The sequence below is a fragment of the Chitinophaga sp. genome (assembly GCF_035538455.1).
Classification (GTDB): domain Bacteria; phylum Bacteroidota; class Bacteroidia; order Chitinophagales; family Chitinophagaceae; genus Chitinophaga.
In genome coordinates, this window is the sequence record NZ_DATLKJ010000026.1 from 1 (window position 1) to 16,529 (window position 16,529).

Here is a 16,529-nt window from a genome sequence, read left to right on the forward strand (position 1 = left end):
TACATTTCCAAATTCCTACATTTCAGGAGCTTCTTTCACCTGTAGGGCAGTATCTAATAGTTTGTACACGCGATCTGCAGAAAAGTTTTTACGGAATGACGCTGTGCTGAATGCGCTTTGTTCGGCATAAAAAGCAGGATCCTTTAACAGTTGTTGTATAAATCCGGCAAATTCTCCCGGGTCTTCGGTAACGAGGCAGCCGTTGTTACTTTTGTCTGGCATACCATCCAGGCCATGCGCGTTACATACTATCGGCATACCATAAGACAGTGCCTCCAGTACTTTCACCTTGACACCGGTTCCGGAAAGCATAGGGCAAAGTGCGACACGGGATTTAAAGTAATATTCGCTCAGGTCTTCAGCGAAAGGTATCAGGGTAACATTTTTGAGTCCTGCAGGAATATGAGGCACAATTTTGCCAATGATACAAAAACTGATAGTGTCTGGTAATAATGGATACACTTCTTTGAAGAACCAGGCTGCTGACGCGAGGTTATGTGGATTATGGGAAGCCACATAGATCAGATCAAATTCTTTTTTTGTTTGTGTATGAGATACCGGCGCTTCTTCCACCATCGTAGGAATATACCTTACGTCGTTTTCCAAAAACTGGCCGAAAAAATACTTTTCTTCCGGAGAGCAAGCCCATACCTGGTCGAAGAGGGAAAGCCGTCTTAATTCGTCACCCAGTGAAGCGCCGATGTTAAAACGCTTGTCGCGCTGATGCTGGGATGTTACCAGGTCATGCGTATCCAGTATGGTAACAGCATTGCCGATCTTCGGATTATCCTTAATCAGGTCAGCCCAATAAACGTAGCTGATAATAATATAATCGTAGCTGTTATGTTCCAGTACTTCATCAAAATGTCTGCGCAGATACAGGTTAGTATGGTTAGGGATGGAGCCCTTTACCGGTTTTAGTTTCCGGTTAAACAACAGTTGCTTTAACTTATAGGAAAAAAAGTAAGTAACCGGGTTTTTCTTTTCCGGCTTCCGTTTCCAGAACCATGCTTGCTCCACCATCCCACTGTTTCTGAATGCAGCGACATTTTCGGGAGTGGTTTTTTCCCATACATCCTGCTGGGAAATAAAATCCACTTTCATTCCACGATCCTTGAAATACTTCAGTAAAGTGACGGCCCGCGTCTGGCTTCCACTGAACTTTTCAATAGGATTTAACGGAAAGGTGTAGAGGATACGTTTCATATCTGTTGTTATATAAAATGAGGTGGCAAAGCTAAAAAAAATAGTGTAAACCGACATACCTGCCTGTTTAAGGCCTGCAGCTGCGATCCCACGGGGATATTATCTGACTTTAATTATATTTGCCGGCGGATACTGATTTTAACAAATCATGAAAACTATCACAGGAAATCAGGATAAAGATAAAATAGCGCCCGTAAATGACTAGCCATAGCGATACTAAGGATATCAGCATCAGTATTATCATAGCCACTTTCAATGTAGCAAAAGAACTCAGGGAATGTTTGCAATCCATCACTGCCCAATCGTTTAAAAGTATTGAGATTGTGGTGGTGGATGCCGGAAGTGCAGATGAAACGGTGTCAATATTGAAGGATTACAAAGGGGGGCATTCACTCGTTTGGGTTAGTGAACCGGACAAAGGCATCTATGATGCATTGAATAAAGGAGTCAGGTTAGCAAAGGGGAAATGGCTTCATTTCCTGGGGGCTGACGACCGGTTGCTGCCGGATTTCAGTAAACTGGCAGCTGAACTGAAAAGTGAAAATACTGTCTATTACGGTATCAGCCGGGCTTATTATCCGGCTCAGCCTCGTAACATCGGGTTGTTTGCCGGAAAATTTTCCAGTTACCGGATGTCCAGGAACTGTCTGAACCATCAGGCGATCCTTTATCCTGCTGCTGTTTTTCAGAAATATTCTTATGATCTCCGCTATAAAGTATGTGCTGATTATGCGTTGAACATCCGGGTTTGGGGGGACCGTCAATTCCTCAAACAATATTTCCCGATTACTATTGTGGATTACAATATGGATGGTTTTTCTTCTTTTAACACGGATAATTTATTCAAAAAGGAAAAGCCTGCCATTATCAAAGAAAGCATGGGATGGTTTATTTACGTAAGGTTCCTTATGAGGCAATTCAGGAAAAAACTGAAAGGACAATCTGACTATTAGTGTATAATTCAGCGATGTACATAATTTATTAACTTCGCCCTTTATTTGCGTAAAACGATAAAAGTCAGGTATTGAAACGGGTACTCTTTTTTTTTCCGGTAAATCCTATTGAGAAGAATGCCGGCAACAGAACACGCGCACTGAACCTGTTGAAGTACTTCAGCGAGAGAGGAATCATGGTGGATTACATTGCTGAGAGGCATTGGGGTACCTTTACACCTGAAAACATTGCTATGCTGAAGCAGAGCGGCCTGGTGCAGGATGTCCGGATGCTTGAGCGGAAGCCGGTAAAGAAAAATGCCGTTAAATATTTCTTCAACTATAAAATTCCCAATAAGCTCTTTCTGCGGAAACTGAAGCTGCGTGAAGGATCTATTCCCAACCGTCTTACCCTGCAGCTGCGTAGAGAGTTTGATCAAATCCTTACAGAACGTCATTACGATTATATTCTGATCAGCTATGCCTATTGGGCAGATCTGATCTTCGATAACCCACTTACCCATAATTCGGTTACTATCATAGATACGCATGATCTGTTGTCATCACTTCACCAGCGCGATGAAGGATTCGACAAGAGTACAGCACTGAGCGACGAACTAAGGCGTCTTGCCCTCTTCGACCAGGTATGGGCTATCTCACCGGACGAAATGTATTTTTTTTCGCAGTTTCTGGAGGGCAGCGTGAAGCACATCCCTGTGGTTGTGGATACACCACCGGTTGTTTCCCCTTTACCGGAGAAGGAGTACGATTTGATCTATGTAGCTACAGATAATAACAGCAACCTGCTATCTGCTGACTGGTTCTTTAAAAAAGTATATCCATTGCTGCCGGAATACATCCGGATTTGTGTGATTGGTACTATAGGATCACATGTACCGGCCGGACTGAAGAATGTAACGGTGATACCTTTTGTGGAAAGCCTGCATACATATTATTTCAGGTCGAAGATTGCCATCTGCCCTATGCTGGCAGGTACGGGCGTGAAGGTAAAGGTGGTGGAAGCATTATCACACGGATTGCCTGTAGTATGCACAGAACGTGGTATGGACGGGTTGCCTGATAAAAGCAACAACGGCTGCCTGCTGGTGGAAAACGAGCAACAGTTTGCAGACGGAATACAGGAACTGCTGCACAACAACGCATTTTATGAGGAGCAGAGCCGGATGGCCAAAGATACTTTTCGGCAACATTTCTCAGAAGAACAGGTATACAGGAAGCTGGACACCGCCTTGAACATTAACAGCGGGCATTAAGACTTTGCCCATTTCTGCTCATAGGTCTTAAAAAAGAGATGGGCTGTTCTCTCGCTGATATAGCTGATGTATAAGCCAATATTCAATACCTTAACACGATCCTTGTAATTCCGGTATAACCCTTTTCTTTGCCAGTTAAGATCTTTCCTGTGTCTTTTCAGGTATTTGAAGAACAACGCGCATTCATCAGACCAGGAGGTGATGGGTGTTTTCTTATAGATCTCGTAATAGCCGCCATATTGTACTACTCTACCGTTATGATAGCGGGAATAATCCGCGCGGTATTTTCCGTAAATATTTTTTGAAATGAGAAAATCCTTCATGGCTTGATCTGCCTGATAATAGCTGGCAATTTTGTTTTCGGTAAGTTTGCCGGAAGTGGTGGATTGTTCGGTAGCCTGGTTGTCGCGAATGAGATAAGAGTAAAAATCCCCTTTAATACACCGGATAACTTTCGCATGGAAAACTGCTTCCAGCATGAACGGTGAATCTTCATAGATACGTTGTCTGAAACGTATATGATTTTCTTCCAGCAGGGATCTTTTATAACATTTACCAGCAGTGGCTGTGTTGAATGAATCGCGTGTGTGGGTGCTCTCCCGGAGGAAACTGACAATGGGGTCCTGTCCTACGAAATTTCCGGGTTCGTATTCAAAATGAAAAAGCTCATGGAGTTCATTATGCTGTTTCTTTACCGCCTTATATCCGAAGCAGATAATGTCTGCGTCAGCAGCGAGCGCTTCGTGTATGCATATGGTCACTGTTTCCTGCGCTATCCAGTCGTCTCCATCTACAAACAATACATATTCTCCGGTTGCGTGGTCCAGGCCGTTGTTCCGGGCAGCTCCCTGTCCTGCATTCTCCTGCGAAATCACTTTCACCTGCCTGTTTTCCTTTTCACAGGCGAGCAGTAAATCGAGTGAGGCATCTGTAGAGCCATCGTTAATGAAAATGATCTCAGTGTTGGTATAGGTTTGACCAAGCAGGGATGCAATGCAGGCTGGCAGATATGGAACGAGGTTATATACCGGAACAATAATGCTGACTAATGGATTATGCATAAGCGGTTTTTATCACGATGCCGCAAAGATAAATAAAGAGCAGTTAGCTTCTGGCCTTCAGTTTTTGCTAATGGCTGAAAGCTAACGGCTAATTTCTTAAATTTGTGTACCATATCAGCATAGCGATGAATGCGGCCAAAAAAACGATTGAGCGACTGATAGACGGAACGAATATCACTATCAATGGCTCCAATGAATGGGATATACAGGTGATCAACGACGACCTGTATGCACGAATACTGCGCCACGGCTCAATAGGACTGGGAGAAGCCTATATGGAAGGCTGGTGGGAGTGTGCAGCTCCTGATGAATTGTTTTCAAGAGTATTGCAGAAGCGGCTCGACAGAAGTATTCCATTTAACTTCACTACATTTTTACAGGTGGCGAGAGCCAGGGTTTTTAATCAGCAGTCCCGCGACAAAGCCAGGGAAGCGGTGATGCGGCACTATGATATAGGGAATGACCTTTATCAGCAGATGCTCGACAAACGGATGATCTATTCCTGCGCATATTGGGAGGATGTATCCAATCTTGATGAAGCGCAGGAGAAAAAGCTGGATCTTATCTGCCGTAAGCTGAAACTTTCATCTGGTCAGCGTTTGCTGGATATAGGCTGTGGATGGGGCGGGCTTGCGCAATATGCAGCGGAAAGGTATGGCGTATCTGTAACAGGCATCACTTTATCGGAACCGCAGGCGCTAGTGGCCAGGGAAAACTGTCGCGGCCTGCCTGTGGAGATCAGGGTACAGGACTACCGTGATCTTCATGAGAAATTCGACAGGATTGTTTCCGTTGGGATGTTTGAACATGTGGGGTATAAGAATTATGCTTCTTTTATGAAGGTAGCGGAGGAGAATCTGCTGCCGGATGGTATCTTTCTGCTGCATACCATCGGCGGAAATGAAACGGTTACCAACATTGATCCGTGGATTAATAAATATATCTTCCCCAACAGCGTGCTGCCGTCGCTGGATCAGATCAACAAAGCCAATGCAGGCCGCTTTATTATGGAAGACCTGCATAACTTCGGCGCCTATTACGACCGCACACTGATGGCGTGGCTCAGTAACTTTGAGCGGGCATGGCAAACGCTCAGCCAACGTTATGACAATACTTTTTTCAGGATGTGGAAATACTATCTCTGTATGAGCGCTGCTACCTTCCGTTCTAAAGTCAATGACCTATGGCAGATTGTATGGACGTTACCGTCGTATAAAGGCGTTTATGAATCCGTGAGGCGCTGATTCTCCTTATTTGTCTATTTTGTGGTGATTATTCGATATTTTTAATCACCTGATCTGATTATCATATGGCCGTCATCAGAATATGCTGGTCAAATGTATTTACCAGGCCGTCAAAACAATCATAAAAACATCATAGTCCCGTGATTAAAGAAAAGATCCGCCAGTTGGCAGGAGAGCTGCATGCAGAAACGATTGCCAACAGGCGCCACCTGCATGCCAATCCGGAGCTTTCCTATAAAGAATACAATACGGCAGCTTTCATTGCTGAAAAGCTGCGTATACTTGACATTCCCTTTCAGCCGATGGCCAACACCGGCCTGGTGGGCCTGTTACAGGGAAGTAAGGGGGATGGAGAAAAGGTAGTGGCATTACGCGCAGATATAGATGCGTTACCCATCCAGGAGCTGAATAATGTGCCTTACCGGTCGAAGCACAATGGTGTGATGCATGCCTGTGGTCATGATGTGCATACCTCATCGTTGCTGGCTACTGCTGCTATTCTTGGACGTATGCGCGATGATTTTGCAGGCACTGTGAAATTTATTTTCCAGCCGGCAGAAGAGCTGATTCCCGGCGGCGCCAGTATGATGATAAAAGAAGGGGTGCTAGAGAACCCGCGCCCGCATAATATCCTGGGGCAGCATACCATGCCGGAGATGCCAGCTGGCAAGGTTGGTTTTCGTGGTGGCCGTTATATGGCGAGCAATGACGAGATCTTTATCACCATCAAAGGGAGAGGCGGCCATGGCGCTATGCCTCACCTGGGTATAGATCCGGTGGTGATTGCCTGTCATGTAGTGATTGCACTGCAACAGATTGTCAGCCGCCGCGCTAACCCGCTGCTGCCTTCTGTGTTGTCTTTTGGTAAAATGCTTGCCAACGGCGCTACCAACGTCATTCCTGATGAAGTGAGGCTGGAGGGCACTTTCCGCTCTCTGGATGAAAGGTGGCGCCACGAAGCGCTGGGAAAGATCCGCCGGATGGCCGTATCTCTAGCTGAGAGCATGGAAGCCCATTGTGATATAGATATCCGCCAGGGCTACCCGGTGCTCATTAACCACGACCAGCTGACCGCGACTACCCGTGCACACGCGGTGGATTTTCTCGGTGCAGAGAATGTGCTGGATCTCGACATCTGGATGGCCGCTGAAGATTTTGCCTATTACTCTCAGGCCGCCGATGCCTGTTTCTACCGCCTCGGTGTACGCGATGAATCGCGTGGTATTACCTCCGGCCTGCATACCGCCACTTTTGATGCGGACGAACGCTCTCTCGAAACAGGCGCCGGCCTGATGGCCTATCTGGCCTTGAAAACGCTGGGCAACTGATTACAGCTGCAATACTTTGTGTATACGGGTTTCCTCCAGGAATACGCTGTCGTGCGATATCACGATCAGCGTGCCCTTGTAGGCTGCAAATATCTGTGTCAGCATTTTTATATTGGTGAGATCCAGGTTATTGGTGGGCTCATCCAGTATGATCACGTCAGGCGTCTGGCTGCGCAGCGTCATGCAGCATAAGGAAAGGCGCAGTATCTCGCCACCGCTCAGTACAGCGCAGGGCTTGTCCCAGGCCTCTTTATCGAAGAGAAAGCGTACCAGTATTGTTTTCACCATAGCGGGTTCGAGATGCAGGTCATTAAAGCTTTCTGCCTGTTCCAGTACCGTTTTATTTCTATCTATAACGGAATATTCCTGATCCAGTACCAGGCAGTTGACTGGTGCGCGGTAAAGATTTCCATGCTGAGGCGTTATGTTTCCCGTGATCAGTTTTACCAGGGTAGATTTACCGCTGCCGTTGCTGCCGGATATGGCCAGCCTGTCGCCGCTCATGATGGTAAAGCTGAGCGGCTCCTGCCATAACGGAGACGCATATACGTAACTGTATTGCAGGGCATCGGCTTTAACCAGTATCTTACCGGTATGGATATCTGCTTTTTCGAAATGCCCCTTCATGATGCGGCTCACCTGTGCGCCGGCGCTCACTTTCTCCAGGCCGGCCTGTAAGGACGTCACTTTGTCGGTATGCACTTCCTGTATTTTGGCCAGGGAATTCTCTGCCTGTATGCGCCGGCCGTTGAGTAGTATTTTCGGTATGTCGCCTTTTTTAGCCTGTTTTTTTCCGCGGGCGTTCTCGCGCTGTTTTCTTTCAATAGCTTCCTGCTGCTGCAATTTAGCGGCTTTCACTGTTTTCTCTGCGTGGGCAATTTTATGCTGGAGGGCGGTTGTTTCTTCCGCTTTCTTTTCTTCATAGAAAGAATAGTTACCGCCATAGCTTTTTATCCCGGTGGCCTGTAGCTCCCAGATGGGTTGGCATAGCTCCAGCAGTTGCCGGTCGTGACTGGCGGTGAGCAGGGTAGTAGACGGGTGTGCTACCCATTCGTACAGCCGTTGGCGTGAATCAGCGTCGAGGTGGTTGGTGGGCTCGTCCAGCAGCACACAAGCGGGCTGGTGTATGCGGATACCCGCGAGGAACACCTTTGTTTTTTCGCCTCCGCTGAGTTGCGTAAAGGATTGCTCCAGCGAGATGTAAGGGATGTTCCATTGTTCAAATGCCTGTTCACAGCGGGTGAGCAGTTCCCAGTCGTCGGCCAGTGCTTCAAAATGATGTTCGGCTGTATCGCCGCCCAGGATGGCATTCAGCGCGTTATATTTTGCCTGTATGCCCAGTGCCGCAGCAACAGAGAGGTGATTGTACTGCCCGAAGTGCTGCGGTACATAATAAACGGGCGCATTCCTGGTGACCGTGCCGTTGTTTGGAGGCAGTACGCCAGCCAGGATCTTCAGCAGCGTGGATTTTCCGGTGCCGTTATCGCCGGCAACGGCGGCCTTTTCGTATTTATTGAGCGATACCTGAACATTGGAGAACAATGTCTCGCGGTTGGGTAATATGTAAGAGATGTTTTGAGCAGTAAGCAACATGTTTATCTGTTAAAATGTAAGAAATGCCTGTCGGATGCAGGATAGGAGAGGTGGGTTTTACTGCTGTAATTTTCATTGGTGTAAATTTTAAGTTGAATAATTTTTTACCGGAGATGATCCGATGGAACAAATAAATATAAATAGATGTGAAATGCTTACTGGAAGCGAGGCTCCGGAGAATGGAACGGGTCTGTTATGTGAGAATAACTATTACATGATGGCACGAAGATAGACAATTTTTTTTACGGTAATATTTTTTTCCTGATTATCCGATGGTTTCTGCGGTGGGTAATGACAGATAGAAAGTGCTTCCTTTCAGTGGTATACTTTCAAACCATAGGTTGCCTGATTGCGCGTTGGCATATTCCTTACAGAGGTAAAGGCCAAGCCCGATGCCTTTTTCATTGGCGGTTCCGAAAGTGGAGCGGACCTTCAGAGAAAAGATTTCCTGTTGTCTTTCCATGGGAATACCTGTGCCGGTATCTTTTACGACCAGGACGCATTGTTGTTGTTGCCTGGTGGTTTCAATATAAATACTGCCACCGCTTTTCGTGAATTTGATGGCATTGCCGATCAGGTTACGTACAATCAGCTGGAGCATGTTCATGTCTGCCTTAACGGTGATGTCCGGGTCAATCCTGTGGTCCAGGTTGATGTTCTTCTTTTGCAGCAATGGTTCATTCAGCCGGATTACGGGCATGATCACTTTTTCCATATTGATGGCTGCGAGGTTTACCGTGTGGCCCTGCAATTGTGTTTTGGACCACAGGAGCATGTTGTACAGCATGTCCTGCGTATTGTTCACCATATGGAGCAGCTCTGCTTCCAGTTCTTTTTTGTCTTCCGGTGGCAGGTCGATGTTTTTCATCAGTTCCAGGTACGACTGAATGGAGGCGATAGGGCTGCGAAGATCGTGGGATATGATAGAGAAGAGTTTGTTCTTTTCCGTGTTCATGGTTTCCAGTACGCGGGTCTTTTCTTCACCGCGTTCTTTCTCTTTGTTGTATGCCCGTTTGATGTACAGCGTACCAAAGAAGATCATCACGACGGTGATGATATAAGTAGACAGGAGGTCGATGAACATATTGACTCTGCTGGTGTATACTTTGGTAACGGATGCCGGGTGCAGGTACTCATAGATAACGATGGTTGTTACAAGCAGTATAGAATAGGCCAGCCACCAGACATACTGGTTGCGCGGGGAAAGGAGCATTACGAGGAAAAAGGTGAGGATGAATGTCATGAAGGAGGCACCCTGAATGCCTTCGCTATAAAAATAGTTGAATGCAAACATGATGTTCACCATGATAACGGAAACGGCTATACTGAGACCTGATCTGCCTTTAAATCTTGATAAGTAATAGAGGAATCCCATAGCAGGTAAAAGCAAGACGAATATGAGGGCGGTGACTTTCAGGCCGGTAAAATAATTGAAGGGGATATTGTAGGCAAATATCAGCAGCGAGGCCAGGCACATGAAGTGGAAGATGCGGTTTTCAAGTGATACTTCTTGCGGTGGTCCAATCAGATAGCGGAAGGTTTTTCTCATACGTTCGGCAAAGAAGGTTATCGTTTTTATCATGAGGTAAAGCTAATAAAATACAGGAATGATGCTGGTCTAGCCGGATTGTGCGATCTGGACTAGTAAAGTATACCAGTTTCATCAGATCTTTACAGTACTAAAAGTATACCATATTCATGAACACGCTATCTGACAACAACAATTCAGGCAAAAGGTTATCACTTATTCAGTTATATATGCGGCTGGCACTGGGCATCGGTTATCTGGTACCGGCGCTGGACAGGCTGGGTGTATGGGGAGCTCCGGGCGGGCATAACATCAGCTGGGGCGACTGGGATCATTTCTCGGTTTATGCACATCAGGTAATGGGTTTCCTGCCTTACGGCCTGGCTTCTGTGCTGGCGGTAGCTGCTACTATCGCTGAGCTGATCTTCGGTGTATTATTGCTGATTGGCTGGCAAACCCGCCTGGCAGCTACCGGGAGTGGTTTCCTGGCGTTGGGCTTTGCGCTTTCTATGGCAGTGTCTTTCGGGATCGTATCACCGTTAAGCTATTCTGTATTTGTAGTAAGCGCCTCGAGTTTCCTGCTGGCTACTATTCCTCATTATCGCTGGAGCCTTGATGAAAGACGGAGGCGGGCCAGGGCCTGATCCACTTTCTCGCAAAGGTTTCTCGCAAAGCAGCATAAGCAGCAAAGCAGCAAAGGATTTTTTTAAGTTAAATAAGACTGTTTTGTAGTCCGTAAATATTGTAAGGTACTACTAACAGTCTTTTAAACTTAAAGTATGCTTTGCTGCTTATGCTGCTTTGCGAGAAACCTTTGTAATTCCCCAAAATTGGTATCCGGTGTTGCTGTTTGTCTACAATATGACTGCTGTGCGGTGTGCATTTTATTAGCAGGAATGGCCCACCAGCGTGGGTATTGGCATGGTATAATCTTTGGAGTCCTTTGAAGTAACTGTTCCGGATATCGGGTACAGCACCTGAAATATATATTCACTGGTAGTGCTGGTTCTAACCTTAATCTCCAATTTCAATGAGCCTTATTGATGTAATAGTTTCAGATAGATTTGATTTCCTGGCTGGTGGCGGGGAAACTGCTGACCTGATCCGCAGATATCCCTGGGAGAATACGCCTGTGGGGCCTATCAGTGCGTGGCCTGCGTCGCTGAAAATGAGTCTGGGTATTATACTGACTTCCAGGCATCCGATGTGCATATGGTGGGGTGAGGACCTGATCAACTTTTACAATGATGCCTTCCGGCAGCTCATCCCGGGCAAGCATCCGGGAAGTATCGGGCAGCAGGCCAATGCGGTATGGAAGGAGGCCTGGCCGCAGATAGGACAGCGGGTGCGGCAGGTATTGCGGAATGGTGTTGGTACCGTGGAGAAGGCTGCATTCCTGATCATGAAAAGACCGGATTGCCTGGAAGAGGTGTATTATACGTTTTCTTTCAGTCCGGTGGCCGGTTCTGAGGGGCAGGTGGCGGGTATGATCGGTACGGTATCTGACGATACGGATCATGTTTTTACGGAGCGGCAATGCCAAACGCTGAAGGAGATTTCGTTGTTTAACCGTACCTGCAGAAAGCCTTCGGCAATTTATATGCAGACTTTGCGCGCCTTGCAGCAGCGTAACCAGTATGATATCCCGTTTGCCTTCTTCTATGAGAAAGATAAAGCGCTTCACCTGAACGCCTATACGTATATACCGGTATCTGCCTCCACCTTACCTGCCGTTATGGAGAGAGAAAGTGCAGGGCAGCTATGGCCGGTGATGGAGGCCATTACTACCGGGCAACCTGTAATTGTACCACAGCTGTCAGAAAAGTTTGGAATGCTTCCCGCGGGGGCGTGGAGCAGGCAGCCGGATAATGCCATTGTTATCCCGGTATGTCACCGGGCTAGCGGAGAAGTGTATGGGGCGCTCATTATCGGTCTTAATCCTTACCGTCCGCTTGATGAAAAGTATCAGTCGTTTCTTCAGCAGGTGACGGATAATATGGCAGCTGATATAGCGGCGGTATCACGTGATTATTCCTGCTTACGGGAAGATGCGCAGCAACATCTGCTTCGCCTGGCGGCCATTGTTCAACACAGTGATGATGCTATTGTGAGTAAAACGTCGGAGGGTATTATAACCAGCTGGAATCCGGCGGCAGAGAAGCTTTTTGGCTATTCTGCGGCAGAAATAACAGGACAGCCGATTACCCGCATCATTCCTCCGGAATTGCTGGATGAGGAAGTGATTATTATGGAACAATTGAAACAGGGAAATAATGTTGATCATTTTGAAACGAAGCGAATGACCAAAGATGGCCGTTTGCTGGATGTTTCTCTGACGATCTCTCCGTTGAGGGATGCAGCAGGTAACTTTATCGGCGCCTCCAAGATTGCGAGGGATATTACGGAACAGAAAAGGCTCTTTAGCTCGCTTCGTGAGAGTGAAGCCCGTTATATGCAGATCGCTATGGATATGGATGCGATGATAGCCCGGCGTACCCGGGAGCTGACGGAGGCTAACCTGAGCCTGGAACGAACCAATAAGGAGCTGGAGCAGTTTGCTTTTGTGACCAGTCATGATCTGCAGGAGCCGCTGCGTAAGATCCATACATTCGGCGGGTTACTGCATAATGCGGAGCTGAACAACATGAGCGGCGCTTCGCGTATCTATCTCCAGAAGATGATGACAAGCGCGCAGCGTATGTCGCAGCTGATACACGATCTGTTGAATTTCTCCCGGCTTACCTGTACCGATGATATATTTGTGATGACGGATCTCAACGACGTGATGAAGCACGTGCTGAGTGACTTTGAGTTGACCATCAGCCAGAAGAAGGCGAAAATAGAAATAGGCCCGCTGCCGGTTTTACATGCAGTACCGTTACAGATGAACCAGTTGCTGTTTAACCTGTTGGGTAACGCCCTGAAGTTTACGGCTGACAACAGGCAACCGCGTATCAGCGTCACTTCCAGGTTGCTGTCGAATGAGGACTGCAGCAATTACCCGGAACTGGATCCTGCAAAGAGATATTACGAGATCATTGTGAAAGACAACGGGATAGGCTTCAGCCAGATGTATGAAGCCAAGATCTTCCAGATTTTCCAACGACTTAATTCGCGCAGCGCATATGAAGGTACTGGTATCGGACTGGCGTTGTGTAATAAGATAGCGCTGAATCACAGAGGGTGTATACATGCAACAGGTAGTCCGGAGAGAGGAGCGGCCTTTCATGTTATGTTGCATGCAGACCTTCCGGAATGATGGAGCGTTGATTATTTTCCCGGGATAACGTCAACGCCTATATGCTTTTGCCATCTTTCATCAATCACATCTCTCAAAATTCCACAGAGGGCTTCAAATGAACTGGGCTTTGTCAGAAATAACCGGGCACCCAATGCCAGGCTTTCCTGCATATCTTCGACGAGTCCGGAAGTGCTTAGTACAATGACCTTGGTGAGATGACGCTGAATAATTTTCCCCAGTTCCCGCAGACATTCCTTCCCATTCATTTTCGGCATATTAAGGTCGAGGAAAATGTAATCGGGATTTTCGATCTTTTTGTCGGTAAGTAATTTGAGCGCCTGAAAACCACTTTCACAGACATGCGTATTGATGTTAGACGAAATCTCTTTTATTGCTTCGCTGAAAAAGAGCCTATCATCCGCATCATCATCAATTACGAGAATAGTTTGCGGTTTTGTCATGGTTAAAATTTTGTAAGCAGTGAGAATTTTTGCTTTTGTATCAGGTTTCCAAGCGGCCTATAAATATCGGAAATTCAGCCCATAATTTCAAATGAAAAAATAAGTAATGTATTTTGCCGTAAGAGGCCCTTACTGGCAGGGTGTTTCACCGTATCGGGGAAATCTCTTAAAGGCGCGTAAGTTTCTCGCAAAGAAGCGAAGGAGCAAAGAGCGCCAAGGATATTTTAAGTTAGCAGAGAACTTTTTGGTAGCCCGTAAATATTGTTGGATACTACTAAACAGTCTTATTTAACTTAAAATATCCTTGGCGCTCTTTGCTCCTTCGCTTCTTTGCGAGAAACCTGGGTTATTCTTTGATGATACGTTTGATCACTACTTTATTATTCTGTATCAGTTTGATGATATAAGCGCCTGATGGATGTTTGGCGCTATTGAAGCTGATACGCTGTTTACCGGCAGGCATCTGACTGTTCACCAGCACTACTACCGGCTGACCGGCAACGTTGTATACGGTGAGGTTGGTATGTCCTGCGGATTTCAGTTCATAGGTGATGGTAACGTTGCTGCTGAATGGATTCGGATAGGCGTCTACATTAAGCACCAGTTCCGGGGCGGCGTGTTCCTTTTGTATGCTGAAGGCAGCTTTGTCAGCTGTCAGCGCGGTTACGGTTTTGATCCTGACTTCGGTGTAGCTGTTCCATGCGTTGACGTTGTTGCCATGTCCCAGGATTCGTACATACTTCGCTGTTACTGCTGCTGGTAAGCTGAATGATTCAAATGCGGTGGATGTGCCGCTGCTTTGAAGTCCGGAGGCTGCAGTGGCCCAGTTTACACCGTCGTTGCCGGTGAGGATATCGAAAGAGGCTTTGCGGGTATCTCCTTTATAGAAGGCGATGTCCACGCCTGTGATGTTTAGTTGGCTGCCGAGGCAGAACTGTATCCACTGGCCGTCGCCGCTGGCAGACCAGCGGGTGCTGAGGTTGTTGTCGAGCGCATTGGCGGCGACGTTGCCGTCGTCTCCGCTTGCGGTAACAGGATCACAGCCGGGAGGGGCAGACACGGTTATTTTCACCTGTGCGGATGTTGTAGCAGCGTTCCCGTTATCGGTGGCTTTGGCGGTAAGCGTATAGGCGCCTGCGGCAACGTTGTTCCAGCTGAAAGTATAGGGACTGGTGAGTGCTTCACCGAGTTTGGTGCTGCCGTTAAAGAATTCCACTTTGGAAATGCTGCCGTCGCTATCAGTGGCTGTTGCGTTTATGGAAACGTTTGCAGGTGAGGAGAAAACAGCATTGTTAGCGGGGGATGTAATATTTACGGCAGGGGGATTATTCACCGGGCCGCTGTTGCCGGGAATCCACCAGTTGCCGGAGATAAACAGCTGGCACAGCAGGCCGTATGAGTCGCTGTAGTAGCCGCTTTTAGCTGTTTTCAGGAAGTTCCAGCCACTGTTCAGGAAAGCCTGGTTGTTGCTGCTGATCACAGATGCGGCAACGAAAGGCCCGATGAAAACGGCTTCTTGCCCACTGCCTCTGTTGGAACCATTGAGTTGATAGCCATCCACAATTTTGGCAGGGTCGCTGCCTGTTTTCTGCCGCACCCATGTTACCAGTTTGTTGCAGATACTATAGGCATTGGTGTTGCCATACATGGCATAGTCCATCACAATCCTCAGCGGAACGCGGCAGGCGTTGTAGTTGTACTCATTGGTTTCGGGGAATTCGTCCAGGTAGTTCTGCGGTGCAGGTTCCGGCGGATTCTTTACCACAAAGTCGGAGATCAGTCCGGTAGAAGCGGAGTACTTGGGAACGAACTGGTTGTACACGGCATACAATGCATTGATGACGTTATTCCAGGTGGCATCGCCGGTTTCCTGGTAGAATGCCCGCATATGATCCATCATCCAGTCGGAGGGCCTGGTATTCAGGGCGGTTTTGTCATCCCAGTCGCCGAGGTTGAGGCGGTTGCTGGTGGTTACATAGCTTACTTTAAGACCATTGTTGATGACCTTTTTGGCCTCGTTCAGGTAGTTGATTGTGCCTGAAGATCCCCACTGGTAGTGGGCGAGGATGAGTGAATAGGCGATGTCCATATCGCCGTCGGTCGCTGAATCGAAATGGCCCTGCGCTCCGGAGGCGTCAGCGACCACCCAGCCCATGAGGTTGCTGTTGTTAGAGCTGCGGTAGGCCCTGAAGGTTTTGTACAGGCCATCGAAGATGGTTCTGGCATCCGGATCATGACCGGCCATGAGCACGGCGATGACCATGCCGTAGCCGTGGCCTTCAGAGGATCCCAGCGGCTTGTAGCCATCTGCGCTGCCCGTGATATCGCCTTTTACATAGTAACCGCCGGGCAGGGAAGTGAGATTGTGTTTCAGGTACTGCGATTTCCAGTAATTGTAATAGCTGGCTACACTGGCGTTCATATCCGCCTGTGTAACGTTATTGGGCTTGATGCAGCCAGGATAGCTGACAGCCTGGGGGAAAGGTTTGTTTTGTGCCGGTAGCCGGAAGCCGATCAGGCATAGCAAGCCGATCATTAACAGGTAGTGTTTCTTGTTCATAGAGGTTTTGTTTAGGGGGATGTAATTGATTTTTCAATCCAGACAGATTTTGGATTTGGGTTTCAGATTTAGTCTACAGGTTTATGGGTCTTCAATCGATT

At 47.4% G+C, this 16,529-nt stretch carries 12 protein-coding genes; 6 read left to right on the forward strand and 6 right to left on the reverse strand.

What is annotated here, in order from left to right:
* Positions 1-15: 15 nt before the first annotated feature.
* On the reverse strand, positions 16-1,206 hold the full coding sequence (locus VM802_RS02555) for a glycosyltransferase (RefSeq protein ID WP_325527649.1): 1,191 nt from the start codon (positions 1,204-1,206) through the stop codon (positions 16-18).
* A 197-nt stretch (positions 1,207-1,403) separates the two neighbouring features.
* On the opposite strand from VM802_RS02555, the gene VM802_RS02560 reads away from it, so the two are divergent.
* Both VM802_RS02560 and VM802_RS02565 read left to right on the forward strand, forming a co-directional pair.
* Complete coding sequence (locus VM802_RS02560; RefSeq protein ID WP_325527651.1) at positions 1,404-2,159, forward strand: glycosyltransferase family 2 protein; 756 nt, start codon at positions 1,404-1,406, stop codon at positions 2,157-2,159.
* A 71-nt stretch (positions 2,160-2,230) separates the two neighbouring features.
* Positions 2,231-3,412 carry a glycosyltransferase gene (locus tag VM802_RS02565; protein WP_325527653.1) on the forward strand — a complete coding sequence of 394 codons (1,182 nt, stop codon included), beginning with the start codon at positions 2,231-2,233 and terminating at the stop codon, positions 3,410-3,412.
* Here VM802_RS02565 and VM802_RS02570 read toward each other — a convergent pair.
* Positions 3,409-4,473 carry a glycosyltransferase family 2 protein gene (locus tag VM802_RS02570; protein WP_325527655.1) on the reverse strand — a complete coding sequence of 355 codons (1,065 nt, stop codon included), beginning with the start codon at positions 4,471-4,473 and terminating at the stop codon, positions 3,409-3,411. The genes VM802_RS02565 and VM802_RS02570 overlap by 4 nt on opposite strands.
* 104 nt (positions 4,474-4,577) lie before the next feature.
* Between VM802_RS02570 and cfa the strand changes: the two genes are divergently transcribed.
* Complete coding sequence (cfa, locus tag VM802_RS02575) at positions 4,578-5,717, forward strand: cyclopropane fatty acyl phospholipid synthase (protein ID WP_325527657.1); 1,140 nt, start codon at positions 4,578-4,580, stop codon at positions 5,715-5,717.
* Positions 5,718-5,857: 140 nt separating this feature from the next.
* A complete protein-coding gene (locus VM802_RS02580; protein ID WP_325527659.1) occupies positions 5,858-7,045 on the forward strand; it encodes a M20 metallopeptidase family protein in 1,188 nt (395 codons plus the stop codon).
* Here VM802_RS02580 and VM802_RS02585 read toward each other — a convergent pair whose 3' ends face one another.
* Together VM802_RS02585 and VM802_RS02590 are read right to left on the reverse strand one after the other, a co-directional pair.
* A complete protein-coding gene (locus VM802_RS02585) occupies positions 7,046-8,638 on the reverse strand; it encodes an ABC-F family ATP-binding cassette domain-containing protein (protein WP_325527661.1) in 1,593 nt (530 codons plus the stop codon). It abuts the gene before it with no gap.
* Between the two features lie 265 nt (positions 8,639-8,903).
* Complete coding sequence (locus VM802_RS02590) at positions 8,904-10,220, reverse strand: sensor histidine kinase (RefSeq protein ID WP_325527663.1); 1,317 nt, start codon at positions 10,218-10,220, stop codon at positions 8,904-8,906.
* 116 nt (positions 10,221-10,336) lie between these two features.
* Between VM802_RS02590 and VM802_RS02595 the strand changes: the two genes are divergently transcribed.
* Positions 10,337-10,810 (forward strand): DoxX family protein, encoded by a 474-nt coding sequence (locus VM802_RS02595; protein ID WP_325527665.1) that lies wholly within the window; start codon positions 10,337-10,339, stop codon positions 10,808-10,810.
* A gap of 386 nt (positions 10,811-11,196) precedes the next feature.
* Positions 11,197-13,425 carry a PAS domain S-box protein gene (locus tag VM802_RS02600; RefSeq protein WP_325527667.1) on the forward strand — a complete coding sequence of 743 codons (2,229 nt, stop codon included), beginning with the start codon at positions 11,197-11,199 and terminating at the stop codon, positions 13,423-13,425.
* Between the two features lie 11 nt (positions 13,426-13,436).
* Here VM802_RS02600 and VM802_RS02605 read toward each other — a convergent pair whose 3' ends face one another.
* Complete coding sequence (locus VM802_RS02605) at positions 13,437-13,868, reverse strand: response regulator (RefSeq protein WP_325527669.1); 432 nt, start codon at positions 13,866-13,868, stop codon at positions 13,437-13,439.
* Between the two features lie 346 nt (positions 13,869-14,214).
* The gene (locus tag VM802_RS02610; RefSeq protein ID WP_325527671.1) at positions 14,215-16,428 is read right to left on the reverse strand and encodes a glycosyl hydrolase family 8; all 2,214 of its coding nucleotides are present in this window, start codon (positions 16,426-16,428) and stop codon (positions 14,215-14,217) included.
* Positions 16,429-16,529: the final 101 nt, after the last annotated feature.

Bases quoted from the DNA above. Each gene is read 5' to 3' on its own strand.
- VM802_RS02590 (WP_325527663.1), bottom strand. From the start codon at position 10,220: ATGATAAAAACGATAACCTTCTTTGCCGAACGTATGAGAAAAACCTTC.
- VM802_RS02560 (WP_325527651.1), top strand. From the start codon at position 1,404: ATGACTAGCCATAGCGATACTAAGGATATCAGCATCAGTATTATCATA.
- VM802_RS02605 (WP_325527669.1), bottom strand. From the start codon at position 13,868: ATGACAAAACCGCAAACTATTCTCGTAATTGATGATGATGCGGATGAT.
- VM802_RS02555 (WP_325527649.1), bottom strand. From the start codon at position 1,206: ATGAAACGTATCCTCTACACCTTTCCGTTAAATCCTATTGAAAAGTTC.
- VM802_RS02595 (WP_325527665.1), top strand. From the start codon at position 10,337: ATGAACACGCTATCTGACAACAACAATTCAGGCAAAAGGTTATCACTT.
- VM802_RS02570 (WP_325527655.1), bottom strand. From the start codon at position 4,473: ATGCATAATCCATTAGTCAGCATTATTGTTCCGGTATATAACCTCGTT.
- VM802_RS02600 (WP_325527667.1), top strand. From the start codon at position 11,197: ATGAGCCTTATTGATGTAATAGTTTCAGATAGATTTGATTTCCTGGCT.
- VM802_RS02610 (WP_325527671.1), bottom strand. From the start codon at position 16,428: ATGAACAAGAAACACTACCTGTTAATGATCGGCTTGCTATGCCTGATC.
- VM802_RS02585 (WP_325527661.1), bottom strand. From the start codon at position 8,638: ATGTTGCTTACTGCTCAAAACATCTCTTACATATTACCCAACCGCGAG.